Source organism: Corynebacterium liangguodongii (genome assembly GCF_003070865.1).
Lineage (GTDB): Bacteria > Actinomycetota > Actinomycetes > Mycobacteriales > Mycobacteriaceae > Corynebacterium > Corynebacterium liangguodongii.
In genome coordinates this window covers 503,631-518,356 of record NZ_CP026948.1, presented here as the reverse complement: position 1 = coordinate 518,356, position 14,726 = coordinate 503,631, and the positions used below count along the sequence as shown (strand labels likewise).

Genomic DNA, 14,726 nt, shown 5'->3' with positions numbered 1-14,726 from the left:
AGTGGTAGGTTTTTAGGTACTAAGCGTCCTCCCCCACGCGCCCGGGCTGTAGCATTGGCACCCGGAACGGATATAAGTAGCCGGATAGTAACAGTCGAAGAGCAAGAGCAAAGGACGGATACCCTACCGTGACTCAGTTAAAGAAGGTCTTGATAGCAAACCGCGGCGAGATCGCGGTGCGCGTCATCCGCGCCGCCAAAGACGCGGGCCTGAGCTCCGTGGCCATCTACGCTGAGCCCGATGCTTCCGCCCCGTTTGTCGAGCTCGCCGACGAGGCGTTCGCCATCGGCGGCACCACCGCGGCCGAGTCCTACCTCGACATCGACAAGATCCTCAAGGCCGCGGCCGATTCCGGGGCGGACGCGGTGCACCCGGGCTACGGTTTCTTGTCCGAAAACGCCGAGTTTGCCCAGCGCGTCATCGACGCCGGCCTGACCTGGATCGGCCCCTCGCCCGAGTCCATCGCCGCGCTCGGCGACAAGGTCACCGCCCGCCACATCGCGCAGGCCGCCGGCGCCCCCATGGCCCCCGGCACGAAAGACCCGGTGGCAGACGCGGAGGAGGTCCTAGCCTTCGCCGACGCCCACGGCCTGCCCGTGGCCATCAAGGCAGCCTTCGGCGGCGGCGGACGCGGCATGAAGGTCGCCTACACCCGCGAGGAGATCCCGGAATTGTTCGAGTCGGCCACCCGCGAGGCGGTCGCCGCGTTCGGCCGCGGCGAGTGCTTCGTCGAGCGCTACCTGGACAAGGCCCGCCACGTCGAGGCGCAGGTGCTGGCGGATCAGCACGGCAACGTCGTCGTCGTGGGAACCCGCGACTGCTCGCTGCAGCGACGCTTTCAAAAGCTCGTCGAGGAAGCGCCCGCCCCTTTCCTTACCGACGAGCAGCGCAGCCGCATCCACTCTTCCGCCAAGGCGATCTGCCGCGAGGCGGGCTACTATGGCGCCGGCACGGTGGAATATCTCGTCGGCGCGGACGGGCTTATCTCGTTTTTGGAGGTCAACACCCGCCTCCAGGTCGAACACCCCGTCACCGAGGTCACCGCGGGCATCGACCTCGTGCGCGAGCAGTTCCGCATCGCCCAGGGCGAGAAGCTGCGCCTGACCGAAGACCCGGCTCCCCGCGGACACGCCATCGAATTCCGCATCAACGGCGAGGACGCCGGGGCGAACTTCATGCCCGCGCCGGGGACGATTACCGCCTACGCTGAACCGGCCGGCCCGGGCGTGCGGGTGGACTCGGGCGTGCGCGAAGGCTCCGTCGTCGGCGGTCAGTTCGACTCCATGCTGGCCAAGCTCATCGTCTCCGGCGAAACCCGCGCCGAGGCGATCGAGCGCGCCCGCCGCGCGCTCGCGGAATACACCGTGCGCGGGCTGCCCACTGTTATCCCCTTCCACCAGGCGGTGCTCTCCGACCCGGCGTTTATCGGCGACGGAGAATCCTTCGACGTCTACACCCGCTGGATCGAGCAGGAGTGGGCCGGGGGGATCGAGCCCTACTCCCCCGCCGACGGCGATGCCGAGGCAGAGGGGGACGCCGGTGCAAAGCGCACTTTCGCCGTCGAGGTCAACGGCCGTCGCATCGAGGTGGCGCTGCCGGCCTCCCTCGTCTTCGGCGAGGCCCCGAAGCGCAGGCCGAAAAAGCGCCGCGCGGCAGGATCCAAGGTCGCCGGCTCGGGCGACGCCATCGCCGCACCCATGCAGGGCACCGTGATCAAGGTCAACGTCTCCGAAGGCGACGAGGTCTCCGAGGGCGACGTCGTGGTGGTGCTCGAGGCGATGAAGATGGAAAACCCCGTCAAGGCGCACAAATCCGGCACCGTGACCGGCCTGGCAGCCGTGGAGGGCGGTCAGGTGAACAAGGGCGCGGTCCTCATGGAGATCAAGTAACTCTCCAGCAGCTCGCGCTCACGCTGCGGTGAAATCGGCGCCCCCACCTCCGGCGCCGCCGCGGCGTTGAGCCGCTCCTCGGCCGGGGCCTGCTCGGTTGCCATGATGTAGCCGGAGAGGACGCCTAAGAACCCGCGCCCGGGCACCCACACGGGGCCGCCGGAATCGCCAGGGTGACTTGTCTCTCCAGCGAAGTAGACGGTGTTGTTGATCGTGCCGGCGGCCTTCCCACAGGTTGCTCCCCCTCCGGGGTGGGAGAGCGAGCCGGCGTAGCACACTGTCTCCCCCGCCTCGACCTCGCCTGGGTCGAGGCGCGCCTCGCCCGTGATATCGTTCGGGCCGGCCTTTATACCCGGGCCCCACGTGATCGTGGCAAAGTCGTTCGCACGCCCGGCAAATCCCGGGGCGGAGGCGATGGTGCCCACCCAGTCGGATCGCATCTCCCCCGTCGCCGGGTCCCACAGTGCCACCCGCGCGGAATCCGCACCGCTGGGCACGCTGGGCACGCTGGGCACACAGTGCGCCGCGGTGTAGCTCACCGCCCCGTCGTTGTAGCCCACCGTGCAGGCTGAGACCTCGCCGCCGGACTCGATGAGGATTGCGGCGCCCTGCGCCACGCTCACCTGCTCTTGGGCAGGATCAGCAGGCTCAGGCACCCCGTCGTGGGTCGGGGCGGGCACCGTCGAGGAGGCAATCAGGCAGGCGGAGAGCAGCGAAGAGAGCCAGGCGCCCATCATGAGATGACAAGGACGAGGTCGCCGCCCTCAACCTTTGTCGCCTGCTTGAGGGCGACCCGCTCGACCACACCGGAGCGCGGCGCCGAGATCGCCGCCTCCATTTTCATCGCTTCGATGGAGGCGACCTGATCTCCCTCGGAGACTTCATCGCCCACCCCCACCGTGACAGTCACGACGCCGGCAAACGGCGCGGCGACGTGGCCCGGGTTGGAGCTATCGGCCTTTTCCACCTCAGCAACGGAGGACTCCGCGGACTCGTCGCGCACGCGCAGCGGGCGGACCTGCCCGTTAACGGTGAGGATGACCTGGCGCATCCCCTTGTCGTCGACGTCACCGATCGCCTCGAGGCGCACGACCAGCGGCGTCTTATCCTCGCCGACCTCGCCGTAGTAGATGAGGTTCTCCTCACCCTCGACTAACCCGTAGAAGAACGTCTTATCGGAGAGCTGGTCGGTGATGCCGAAGGTGCGGCGGTGCTCGAGGTATTCCTCGTACTGCTTCGGGAAGAGCAGCTTGTTCAGCGCCGCGCGGCGCACCTGCGCATCAGCGGAGTCCAAATCGGCCGCGAGCTCGGCGGGCACCTCGACGGTGCGGTTGATCACCTGGCGGTCCGCCAGCGCCTTGTCTCGCAGCAGCGGCCACCCGCCGGGCGGGGTGCCGAGCTCGCCTTGGAGGAAGCCGATGACGGAATCGGGGATGTCGAACTTGCGCGGGTTTTCCGCGAACGTCTGGGGGTCCACGCCCACCCCCACTAGGTGCAGGGCGAGGTCGCCGACGACCTTAGACGACGGGGTGACCTTGGTGGGGCGGCCGAGGATCTCGTTGACCCCGGCGTAGGTGTCCTCAATGAGCTCGAAGCGGTCCCCCAGGCCCAGTGCGACGGCCTGCGTGCGCAGGTTGGACAGTTGCCCGCCGGGGATTTCGTGCTTGTATACCCGGCCCGTCGGGCCCGGGATGCCGGATTCGAAGGGAGCGTAGACCTGGCGCACCGCCTCCCAGTAGGGCTCGAGGTCGAATACGGCCTCGAGCGAGATGCCGGTATCGCGCTCGGTGTGGGCGAAAGCGGCCACGAGCGCCGACATGGAAGGCTGCGAGGTCGTGCCCGCCAACGGGGCCGAGGCAACATCGACCGCATCGGCGCCGGCGGCCGCAGCCGCGAGGTAGGTGGCCAGCTGGCCGCCGGCGGTGTCGTGGGTGTGCACGTGCACCGGCAGATCGAAACGCTCGCGCAGGGCGGTGACGAGCTTCGCGGCCGCGGCCGGGCGCAAAAGCCCCGCCATGTCCTTAATCGCGAGCACGTGGGCCCCGGTCTCGACGATCTGCTCGGCCAGGCGTAGGTAGTAGTCCAGTGTGTAGAGGTCCTCGGCCGGGTCGAGGAGGTTACCCGAATACGCCATGGCAACCTCGGCGACGGTGGTGCCCGTCTCCAGCACTGCGTCGATGGCAGGGCGCATCTGGGTGACGTCGTTAAGCGCGTCGAAGATGCGGAAGATGTCGATGCCGCTGCGCGCCGCCTCGACGACGAACGCCCTGGTCACGCTGTCCGGGTAGGGGGTGTAGCCGACGGTGTTGCGCCCGCGCAGGAGCATCTGGATGTTTACGTTCGGCAGGGCTTCGCGGATTTCGTCGAGACGCATCCAGGGCGACTCGTGGAGGAAGCGCATGGCCACGTCGAAGGTCGCCCCGCCCCAGGCCTCGACGGAGACCAGCTGCGGGGTGAGGTGGCCGACGTGCTTCGCCGCGGCGACCAGCGTGTTGGTGCGAATGCGGGTGGCAAGCAGCGATTGGTGCGCGTCGCGGAAGGTTGTCTCGGTCACGCCGAGGGCCGTCTGAGCGCGCAGCTTCTCCGCCCACTTCTTCGGCCCGAGCTCGAGGAGATCGTCGCGCGAGCCCCGCGGGGTCTCGCCGTAGTCGAGTTCGGGGAGCTTCTTCGACGGGGCGATGTCGGTCGGGCGCGGGCCGTTGGGCTGGTTCACCGTCACCGAGGCGACGTAATCCAGAATTCGGCCCACCTCGTCGGGCGCGGCGGGGGTTTCCAGCAGCTGCGGATGGTCCGGGATAAAGCTCGTGTTGATGCGCTTGTAGCGGAAATCCGGCTCGGAGAGCAGCAGGCGCAAAAAGGCGATGTTGGTGGACACGCCGGTGACGGTGAACTCGTTGAGCGCGCGCAGTGCGCGGTCGACGGCAACGTGGAAATCCTTGCCGCGGCAGGTCATCTTCACTAGGAGCGAATCAAAGCTCGGGGTGATCTCGGTGCCCACGCTCACGGAGCCGTCGAGACGCACGCCCGCCCCGCCCGGGGAGCGGTAGCTGGTGATCCGGCCGGAGTCCGGGCGGAAGCCGTTGGAGGGGTCCTCCGTGGTAATGCGGCATTGCAAGGCCGCACCGGTGAGCGAGACCTCATCCTGGCTCAGCCCGAGGTCTTCCAGCGAGGCACCGGCGGCGATGTAGAGCTGGGAGCGCACGATGTCGACGCCGGTGACCTCCTCCGTCACCGTGTGCTCGACCTGGACGCGCGGGTTCATCTCGATGAAGACGTGGTTTCCTTCTTCGTCGACAAGAAACTCCACCGTGCCCGCGCCCTCGTAGTTGATCGACTGGCAGAACTTCACGGCGTCTGCGCAGATCGCCTCGCGCTGCGCGGGCGTGATGTGCTGGGCCGGCGCGATCTCGACGACCTTTTGGTGACGGCGCTGCAGCGAGCAATCGCGCTCGAAGAGGTGCATGACGTTGCCGTGGGAGTCCGCGAGGATCTGCACCTCGATGTGCTGCGGACTGATCACCGCCTGCTCGACGTAGACGCGGGCGTCGCCGAACGCGGCTTCCGCCTCGCGCGAGGCCTCCGCGGCAAGCTTTTCGACGTCCTGCCTGCGCTCCACGAACCGCATCCCGCGGCCACCGCCGCCTGCGACCGCCTTGATAAAGACCGGGAAGTCGAACTCCTCGGCGTAGGCGGCAATCGTGGCGGGATCGTCGGAGGGCTCGGAGTCCTTTAGCGTCGGCAGCCCCGCCCGCTCGGCCGCCCGCGTTGCCTCCGCCTTATCCCCCGTCAGGTCTAAGGTCTCCGGCGACGGGCCGATGAACGTGATCCCGGCCTCGCGGCACGCCCTGGCGAGGTCGGCGCGCTCCGAGAGGAACCCGTATCCGGGGTAGATCGCGTCCGCCCCGGTCTTCTTCGCCGCCTCGATGATTTCGTCGATGTCGAGGTAGGCGCGCACAGGCTGGCCCTCGGTGCCGATTTGGACTGCCTCGTCGGCGAACGGGCGATGGAAAGAGTTGCGGTCCTCGCGCGGGTAGACGGCAACCGTCTTCGCCCCGGTCTCGAACGCGGCGCGGAACGCGCGCACCGCGATCTCGCCGCGGTTGGCAACGAGCACCTTAGAAAAGTTAGGCAATGGGCCAGGCATGGCACGGTCCTTTCCCGGTTGGGGTTTGACTACCTCATCATCCTAGTGGTTGTCTGCGGATTGAGGCCGCGGATTTTCGCCCCACCGCCAGCACGCCCGCGCGTAGAGTTGACTGTGAGAACTTCCCACAGACAAGAAGGCAGGACCACCGTGAGCCAGCATGACCTCGCGTCGCTTTACGACGCCATCGATAACGCAGCCCGCGACATCAACGACTCCGTCGTTGAATGGCGCCACCACGTGCACCAATACCCGGAGCTTTCCAACCGCGAATCGGAAACGGCCGCCTATATCGTCGAGCGCCTGAACGAGATCGGCATCGACGAGCGCGAGATCACCACGGGCCTGGCCGGCCACGGCGTCGTTGCCTTCATCCGCGGTCGTGCCGAAGGCGAGGGCAGTGCGCGCACCGTCTTGTTGCGTGCTGATATCGACGCGCTCCCGGTCAAGGAGAACTCCGGCGAGGACTTCGCCTCCGAACAGGTCGACAGCGACTATCCCGGTGGCCCCTTTCCCATCGCCCACGCCTGCGGCCACGACACCCATGTGGCCATGCTGCTGGGCGCGGCAAAGGTCCTCTTCGACCTCCGCGATGCTATCCACGGCGACATCATGCTCGTCTTCCAACCCGCGGAAGAGGGCCCGCCGCTTGGCGAGGACGGCGGAGCCGACCTCATGATCCAAGACATGGAGGAGCAAGGCCTACTCGACGCCGCGCCGTCGATGGCCTTCGGCATCCACATCGGCCCCGGCCCGGTGGGCTTCATTGGTTACGGCCGCGGCATCCAAAACGCCGCCTCCGAGACGGTGAAGATCACCGTCACCGGCGAGCAAGTCCACGGCTCCACCCCCTGGCAGGGCATCGACCCCATGCCGGCCGTGGGCGATATTTTGAGCAACATCGGCCAGATCTACCGCCAAATCGACGTCAAGGAACGCTTCACCGTCTCGCTGGGGCACGTCGTCGACCAGGGCCGCTTCAACATCGTGGGCAACCAGGTGGAGATCTGGGGCACGGTGCGCTCCCTGACCACCGAGGTTGTCGAGGACATCAACGAGCGCATCGCTCGCTACGTCGAACACCTCGCCGCCGCCCACGGGTGCACCGGCACGGTCGAGTTTTTCGACCAGGTCCCGCCGGTGGTCAACGCGCCCGAGTGGATCGACGCCATCTTGCCCACGTACGAGCGAGTCGCCGGGGACAACCCGGTGGTCCAGCTCCCCGCGGCGATGGGTTACGACGACGTCTCCGAGTTCATCGCCCGCTTCGGCGGCGTCTACGCACTCCTCGGCGGCCAGGACGTGCGCCTTGGTGCCGACGGGACAATCGAGAAGACCAGCGAGGATTCCCGCGGGCTCGTGCCCAACCACAGCCCGAAGTTCTACGTCAACGACGACGCACTCGTCTACGGGGTGCGCCTCCACGCGCACGTCGCGGTGGACCACCTGATGGGCGAACTCAACGCCGAGGTGGAGGGCACCGAGGACAACGCCTAAACCCGCATGCCTCAACCCGGATACCCCGAACACGCTCCGGGTTGAGGGGGAATGTGCACGAGTTGAGGCGTCCGAGTTGAGGCTCAGCCCTACCGCTGCGGCACGTGCCGCTCGTCCGGCCCGTTGTAGGCGGCCAGGGGGCGAATAATCGTCGGGTTTTCAAACTGCTCGATAATGTGCGCGGTCCACCCGGTAATCCGCGACATGACGAACAGCGGGGTGAAGAACTCGATATCAAAACCGAGGATGTAATAGGCCGGCCCGGCCGGGAAATCCAGGTTCGGCATGATGTGGATCGAGGTGTTGTCATACATGGTCTTGGCCATGATGTCGTAGATCTCGACCCACTTCGCAGAGTCCTTCTCCGGATGCTCGGAAGCAAGCTTCTTAAAACAAGCCTCCATCGTCGGCACACGCGAATCACCCTTCTTGTACACGCGGTGCCCGAAGCCCATAACAAGCTCCTTCTTACTGAGCTTGTCCAGCGTCCACGCCTCCGCGTTGGCCGGGTCACCCACCTCCACGAAGTTGTGCATGACAAACTCGTTCGCACCGCCATGCAACGGGCCCTTCAACGCACCAATCGCACCCGCCACAGCCGAGTAGGTGTCCGAGTTCGTCGAGGTAATCACGCGCGCGGTAAACGTCGAGGCGTTGAACGAGTGCTCGGCGTAGAGCACCATCGACTTCTCAAACGCCTCGATATCCGAGGCAACCGTGGCCGGGGACCCCTCACCATCGCCGAAGACCATCCACAGGAAGTTCTCCGAGTACCCCTTGGCGGGGTCCGGCTCGATGTAGCCCTCCCCGCGGCGGCGCCGGATGTCGAGGGCGACGATGGTCGGCAGCTTGGCAAAAAGCGTCGTGGCCGCATCGCGGATGTGGGCCGCGTCCACGGTGAACTTCTCCGGGTCGTTCGCGCCGATGAAGGACACCGCGGTGCGCAGGACGTCCATGGGGTGGCAGTCGGTCGGCATGGCCAGAATGACGTCGATAAGCGCCTGATCCAGGCCACGCCGCGCGGCGGTGACGGAGCGGAACTCGGCAAGTTCGTCGGCGGTCGGCAGCTCGCCGTTCCACAGCAGCAGGGCGACCTCCTCGAAGGAGGCCCGCTCGGCGAGCTCGTGGACCGGGTAGCCCTGGTAGAGCAGCGAGTTGGTTTCGGGGTTGACCTTGGAAATCTTGGTGTAGTCGGCGACGACGCCGTAGAGGCCCTTGCGCACTTCTTGGTCGGTCATGGTGGACTCCTTAGTTCTCAAAAGTCTTGGAATAGGTCTCGGCGCTGTAGGTAAACACCGACTGGTCGAACTGGTTGTATTCGTCGTAACGCACGAGCTCGTACAGGCGGGAGCGGTGCTGCATGCGGTCCAGCCAGGGCTCCTGGGTGCCTGTCTGGGCGATCTCGCGCAACATCGCCTCGGTCTGGCCCATCGCGACGCGGAAGGTGGTCACCGGCCAGATCACGGCGTTGTAGCCGATCTCCTCGAGCCGCCCGGCCGGGATGAGGTCGGTCTTGCCAAACTCCGTCATGTTGGCCAGGAGCGGCACGTCGACCGCGGCGCGGAACTTCTCAAAGTCCGCCTCCGAATACAGCGCCTCGGTGAAGATGAGGTCGGCTCCGGCGTCCGCGTACGCCTTGGCGCGCTCGATCGCCGCATCGATGCCCTCGATCCCGGCGGCGTCGGTACGCGCGCAGATCACGAAGGCGTCATCGCTGCGTTCGCGCACCGCGGCAGTGATGCGCCGCAGCATGAGGTCCCGCGGGACCACTTCCTTGCCGTCCAGGTGGCCGCAGCGCTTCGGGTTCACCTGGTCCTCTAGGTGGAGCGCGGCCACGCCGGCCGCCTCGAACTCGGCGACGGTGCGCGCCGCGCTCATGGGCTCGCCGAAGCCGGTGTCGGCGTCGACAAGCACGGGCAGGGTGGTCACGCGCGCGATCTGGCGCGAGCGGGCGGCCACCTCGGTCAGCGTTGTCAGCCCGATGTCGGGCAGGCCCAAGTCGTTGGCCACCACCGCGCCGGAGACGTAGACACCCTCGAACCCGCCGATGTCCTCGATGAGCCTGGCCACGAGCGGCGAGAACGCGCCGGGCAGCTTCGTGATCGTCTCAGAGGCGAGCGACTCGCGCAGCGCTTGGCGACGCCCGTGGGCCGTGACCTCCGGGGTAAACATCAGAAGATCCCCTCCGGGGTGGTCGGGGCCTTCGACGCGGCTTCGTCCGTGACGCGAACGTTGAGCTCGCTCAAGTCGGTGAGGTTCTCCAGGTCCTGGACTGCGGCGAGGAAGCGCTCCTGCTCCTCCTCGGCGACGATGCCGGCGGCCAGTGTGCGGAACTTCGCGATGTAGTCCTCGCGGCCGAACGGGCGGGCGCCGAGCGGGTGGGCGTCAGCAACCGCGAGCTCGTCCTGGATCACCGAACCGTCTGCGAAGGTGATGACGGCCTTGGCGCCGAACGCCTTCTCGTTCGGGTCGGTGGAGTGGTAGCGGCGGGTCCACTCCGGGTCCTCGACGGTGGAGATCTTGTGCCACAGCGCCACGGTCTCCGGCCTGCCGGCGCGCTCCGGGGTGTAGGAGTCGATGTGGTGCCAGGTGCCATCCTCCAGCGCCACGGCGAACATGTACATAATCGAGTGGTCGAGCGTCTCGCGCGAGGCCGTCGGGTCCATCTTCTGCGGGTCGTTCGCGCCGGTGCCGATGACGTAGTGCGTGTGGTGCGAGGTGTGCAAGACGATCGATTCGATCTCCGCGGTGGTCTTACCTGCGTCTGCGATGGTGGCCTTCATGCGGCGGGCCAGGTCGATCGGGGCCTGCGCCTGGTACTCAGCGGAGTGCTCCTTGGTGTAGGTCTCCAGGATCGCCCGCTTTTCCTCGCCGTCTGCAGGCAGCGGCACGATGTAGGTGCGCTCCGGGGAGTGCAGCAGCCAGGCGATGACGCCGTCCTCGCCCTCCCAGATCGGGGCCGGGGCGCCCTCGCCGCGCATCGCGCGGTCGACGGACTCGATGGCCATCTTCCCTGCGAACGCCGGGGCGTAGGCCTTCCACGAGGAGATCAGCCCCTTGCGGGACTGGCGCGTGGCGGTGGTGGTGTGCAGCGCCTGGCCCACGGCCTGGTAAATGGTCTCCACATCGAGGTCGAGCATGGTACCGATGCCGGCGGCGACCGAAGGGCCGAGGTGGGCGACGTGGTCGATCTTGAACTCGTGCAGGGAGATGCCCTTGACCAGGTTGACCTGGATCTCGTAGCCGGTGGCGATGCCGCGGATGAGCGCCTTGCCACCCAGCCCCTTGTGCTGGGCGACGGCGAGGATCGGCGGGATGTTATCGCCCGGGTGTGAGTACTCGGCGGCGAGGAAGGTGTCGTGGTAGTCCAGCTCGCGCACGGCGGTGCCGTTGGCCAGCGCCGCCCACTCGGCGGAGTAGCGGCCGTCGATGCCGAAGACAGGGGCGCCGCCCTTGTCGACGGGGTGGGCCTGCGCCATGACGCGCGCGGAGGTGACGGGGCGGCGCGCATACGAGGCGACGGCGACGGAGGCGTTGTCGATGATCCTGTTGATGATCATCTCCTTGGTATCCTCCGGGACCTCGACCGGGTCGGCGGCGACCTTGGCCACCTTGTAGGCCAGGTGTTCCTCGACGGGGAACTCCTCGGCGGACCGGCGGGTGCGAACTTCGTGGTCGATCATGCGTGGTTCTCCTCACATCTGGGGCTAGATAGTCTTCCTCATAGTAGGTAATCAAATGTGACCCCCGCCATGGCCGAGTATGCGATATTCTGCGTGCGTAGATTATGCTTTTTGCAAACTCTGTAAAACCGCAGGATGTGACGAGGGAAGGACGAGGCGCGAGGTGACAAAGCTCTACGCGGGGGGAAGGATCCGGACGGTACGCCGCCAACACGGCCTCACCCAGGCCGAGATGGCCCGGCGCATCGGAATCTCCCCCAGCTACCTCAACCAGCTCGAAAACGACCAGCGCCCGCTCACCGCCACCGTCCTCGTCGATCTCTCCCGGGCCTTCGGGCTCGACCCGGCGACATTTTCCGGCGCGGAGCAACGCCGCACCCTCTCCGAGCTCTCCGCGCTCCTTCCCCGCATTCCCCTCGAAGCGCTGCGCGAGGTGAGCACCCGCTACCCCGACCTCGCCGAGGCGATCATCTCCCTGCCCGCCAGCCGGGAGGAGACCAACCCCTACACGCAGGTCCGCACCTTCTTTCAGAAAAACCGCAACTACTTCGACGACCTCGACCGCGCCGCCGAGCGACTCGCGGCCGGCGCGCGCGGGCGCCAGGCGCGCCTGACCAGCCTGGCGGCGGGCTTCGACAAACACCTCGGCTACACCGTGCGCTTCAACCAGGTCGGCGAGGGCCCGCGCTCGCTCGTCGACACCACCTCGCGCGAGGTGCGCCTGCGCGCGGGGCTTACTGAGGCGCAGCAGTGCTTCGAGCTGGCCTACCACTTCGGGCTCATGGCGCACGGCGCGCTTATCGACGCCCACCTCGACGCACACGGCTGGCCCCCGGGGGCGTCGATAAGCATCGCGCGCCACGGGCTCGCCCAGTACTTCGCCGCCGCCGTCACCATGCCCTACAGCGAGATCCTCGCCGCCGCCGTGGAAACCCGCTACGACATCGAGATCATCTCGGCGCGCTTCGGCACCAGCTTCGAGTCGACCTGCCAGCGGCTGGGCACGCTGCAGCGCCCCGGCGCGAGCGCGGTGCCTTTCTTCTTCATCCGCACCGACCGCGCCGGCAACATCTCCAAGCGCCAGTCCACCACGTCGTTCCCCTTCGCGCTGAGCGACGGCACCTGCCCACTGTGGGTCGTCCACCGCGCCTTCGAGACCCCCAACCGCGTAACCAGACAGGTCTCCGTCATGCCGGACGGCGGCCTCTACCTCTGGGTCGCCCGCATGGTCCAGGGCCCTACCTCAGGATTCGGGGTGCCCCGCCAAGAAAACGCGGTCGCGCTCGGCTGCGACATCGAGCACGCCGAAAGCCTCGTCTACGCCGACGGGCTCGACCTGCGGCCCGGCTCCGCCACCCCGATCGGCCCGGGCTGCGAAACCTGCCCTCGCACCACCTGCCCGCAGCGGGCGTTTCCGCTGCTGCACCCGGCTTCCGTCTAAGACCGGGCGGGTAAGGGCGCGCCGACAGCCACAATGACCCCGTTGCTTAGTCCCATCTCCGAACGTGTCCTTTCCCTGGTTTTGATCCATCTGCACCTCAATGAGAGCATCCTTGACCAGGGAATCAAGCCGCTGCTGATACAACAACTCACGCAACTGATCTTCACCAAGCTGCTCCAGATCAGAATTCGAATACGGCGCACCCGAGTCATGCCCGAAAAGCGTCGCGATGCTCCGTGGGCCGCGGACTCTCCCGCTTGACCGACTCATCCTTCGGATAACTGTTCAAGCACCCAAGCATGTCTGATATACCCCATCAAAGCTGATCGCCTCCGCATCCACCGGTGCCGGCCCACACTTCTTCACCCACCGCGGCACCTACTGAGTCGTCACCCCCCGCCGCAAAAGCAACCACAATCGCACGACACCCCGGCTGGTACCTGGACGCGACAGCCGTAGCAGCCACCTCCACGGGCTGAGCACTACACCGACCAGAGAAAAACCAAGCCTCGAATTCGACGTCCACCACTCAATCGACCCCACTGGCGGCCTAACACCATGCTCAACCTCTAACCGATCAACCACCCGACACGCCATCAAACCCGATTCATACAACTCCATTGCACGCTCACACACCACCGCCGAAGACCTCATACCCAACTCCTCCGTCAAAGGCCCAAACACCACTCACAGCCCCCAGCAGGTTCGCACCTACAATTAAGGTACGGCGTATAGAGTTAAGCTCCCTTATTCGCTTTGGCCCGTTAATTCTTACGATATCCTCACTCGCAGCTAATGAAGCAATTAGATTGCCGTCAAATGGGGGATCTAGGTTGACGAATGCTCGCGCTTATCTTTCTCTCACCGACAGCTACACCAAGCCGGAAGGATAACTAAAAGATGAAGACTAACCAGATTGTTTTTCACGAAAAGCCGAATGAAATGACGAGATCTGATATAGTCCGGAGCCACATCGCTGTGGTAGCCCCTTCCTTGCAAGCCGCACTCATCGGCCCGGCTGTGCACAAGCAGGCTATGCGGAGAATTACTTCCGAGTTCGGGTTTCCACCCGTCGAGTATCCATCAGTCAGAGAAGCACTTTCCGCACAACAAAGAGCGGACGATATTAATAGCGCAAGTACACAGCAAAATTGTAAGGCTATTTTCGCTGTAGCCGGCGGGAACGACTCAATTACATTACTGAAGTATCTCGATCGGAATGCCCTATCCACCAGCAGAACGCCATTTGTGGGATACTCCGATAATACAGCAATCCACAATTTTTTATGGAAGTTAGGCAGAACCAGCTACTACGGGGGTTCAACGCAGATTCAACTCGGACCAGGGCCCTCTGTAGATCCGATTCAATCAGGTTCGATTAAAAACGTGCTGAAAGGAAAGGGCTCTCTTGAGCTTCTAAGACCTAGCCACTACGAGGTAAGAGGAAAGGACTGGCATTCTCCTCTTGCTTTAACGGAGGGCGGGCTCCGATCTCCTTACCCCGAGTACCTTTGGGCAGGTGACCCCAAGATTACTAAAGGTCGCTCATGGGGAGGGTGCGTGCAAACACTCCTTCAGCTAGCAGTAATGAATGAGCTTCCGACCCCGCGACAATTGCGCGACGCAATCCTTTTCCTTGAGCTTTCTGATGAACATTTAGGAGATGGCAACGTTCTCAAACTTGTGAGAGCTTTCGGAGAAGCGGGATACTTCAATGCGGTAGGAGCCATCCTTTTCGGTCTTCCGCCACATTCAATAAGTCAAGGGCCCGCGAAATTAGCCGTACCTAATCCAAGTGCAGCAACCAACCTCCTTAGTGCCGTTTCTAGTGAAATAGGAAGATACAACGATAAGCTGCCTAGGGTTTTGGGTGTTCCCATAGGCCATCTACGCCCTCAATACGTAATTCCCTACGGAGGGACAATAGAGGTCGATAGTATAAACAGAACAGTGAGGGTATATTATGAGCCTTGCTAAGCGTGTTGCGTAAGAGAGAGGAGCGGGCCAGAGCCCTATCGGCCCCTTTTGGTATTATTTGCTTACCCGTCACTGGAGGGCATCCACCGGAATTT

At 65.1% G+C, this 14,726-nt stretch carries 9 protein-coding genes; 4 read left to right on the top strand and 5 right to left on the bottom strand.

Annotated elements, in window-relative coordinates:
• The first annotated feature begins 128 nt into the window (after positions 1 to 128).
• Positions 129 to 1,889, top strand: coding sequence for an acetyl-CoA carboxylase biotin carboxylase subunit (locus C3E79_RS02525; RefSeq protein WP_108403493.1), 1,761 nt, complete (start codon positions 129 to 131; stop codon positions 1,887 to 1,889).
• Here the strand turns inward: C3E79_RS02525 and C3E79_RS02520 are convergent.
• Together C3E79_RS02520 and C3E79_RS02515 are read right to left on the bottom strand one after the other, a co-directional pair.
• Positions 1,850 to 2,623 (bottom strand): trypsin-like serine protease, encoded by a 774-nt coding sequence (locus C3E79_RS02520; protein ID WP_108403492.1) that lies wholly within the window; start codon positions 2,621 to 2,623, stop codon positions 1,850 to 1,852. The two genes, C3E79_RS02525 and C3E79_RS02520, sit on opposite strands and share 40 nt — an antisense overlap.
• The gene (locus tag C3E79_RS02515; RefSeq protein WP_108403491.1) at positions 2,623 to 6,033 is read right to left on the bottom strand and encodes a pyruvate carboxylase; all 3,411 of its coding nucleotides are present in this window, start codon (positions 6,031 to 6,033) and stop codon (positions 2,623 to 2,625) included. Before C3E79_RS02515 ends, C3E79_RS02520 begins: the two co-directional genes overlap by 1 nt.
• A gap of 150 nt (positions 6,034 to 6,183) precedes the next feature.
• Between C3E79_RS02515 and C3E79_RS02510 the strand changes: the two genes are divergently transcribed.
• On the top strand, positions 6,184 to 7,530 hold the full coding sequence (locus C3E79_RS02510) for a M20 metallopeptidase family protein (RefSeq protein ID WP_108403490.1): 1,347 nt from the start codon (positions 6,184 to 6,186) through the stop codon (positions 7,528 to 7,530).
• A gap of 89 nt (positions 7,531 to 7,619) precedes the next feature.
• Here the strand turns inward: C3E79_RS02510 and C3E79_RS02505 are convergent, their stop codons facing one another.
• From C3E79_RS02505 to prpD, 3 genes are read right to left on the bottom strand one after another with little or no spacing between them, the layout of a single operon-like run.
• A complete protein-coding gene (locus tag C3E79_RS02505) occupies positions 7,620 to 8,768 on the bottom strand; it encodes a bifunctional 2-methylcitrate synthase/citrate synthase (RefSeq protein WP_108403489.1) in 1,149 nt (382 codons plus the stop codon).
• Positions 8,769 to 8,778: 10 nt separating this feature from the next.
• A complete protein-coding gene (prpB, locus tag C3E79_RS02500; RefSeq protein WP_108403488.1) occupies positions 8,779 to 9,702 on the bottom strand; it encodes a methylisocitrate lyase in 924 nt (307 codons plus the stop codon).
• A complete protein-coding gene (gene prpD, locus C3E79_RS02495; RefSeq protein WP_108403487.1) occupies positions 9,702 to 11,213 on the bottom strand; it encodes a 2-methylcitrate dehydratase PrpD in 1,512 nt (503 codons plus the stop codon). The genes prpB and prpD overlap by 1 nt, the downstream gene beginning before the upstream one ends.
• Positions 11,214 to 11,376: 163 nt before the next feature.
• Here prpD and C3E79_RS02490 point away from each other — a divergent pair, with 163 nt between their 5' ends.
• Together C3E79_RS02490 and C3E79_RS02480 are read left to right on the top strand one after the other, a co-directional pair.
• A complete protein-coding gene (locus tag C3E79_RS02490; protein WP_235840542.1) occupies positions 11,377 to 12,654 on the top strand; it encodes a helix-turn-helix domain-containing protein in 1,278 nt (425 codons plus the stop codon).
• 900 nt (positions 12,655 to 13,554) lie between these two features.
• The gene (locus tag C3E79_RS02480; RefSeq protein ID WP_235840543.1) at positions 13,555 to 14,631 is read left to right on the top strand and encodes a S66 family peptidase; all 1,077 of its coding nucleotides are present in this window, start codon (positions 13,555 to 13,557) and stop codon (positions 14,629 to 14,631) included.
• The last annotated feature ends 95 nt before the right edge of the window (positions 14,632 to 14,726 follow it).

Coding starts and splice junctions, on each gene's coding strand:
- C3E79_RS02520 (WP_108403492.1), bottom strand. CDS start 2,623: ATGGGCGCCTGGCTCTCTTCGCTGCTCTCCGCCTGCCTGATTGCCTCC.
- C3E79_RS02480 (WP_235840543.1), top strand. CDS start 13,555: ATGAAGACTAACCAGATTGTTTTTCACGAAAAGCCGAATGAAATGACG.
- prpD (WP_108403487.1), bottom strand. CDS start 11,213: ATGATCGACCACGAAGTTCGCACCCGCCGGTCCGCCGAGGAGTTCCCC.
- C3E79_RS02505 (WP_108403489.1), bottom strand. CDS start 8,768: ATGACCGACCAAGAAGTGCGCAAGGGCCTCTACGGCGTCGTCGCCGAC.
- C3E79_RS02515 (WP_108403491.1), bottom strand. CDS start 6,033: ATGCCTGGCCCATTGCCTAACTTTTCTAAGGTGCTCGTTGCCAACCGC.
- prpB (WP_108403488.1), bottom strand. CDS start 9,702: ATGTTTACCCCGGAGGTCACGGCCCACGGGCGTCGCCAAGCGCTGCGC.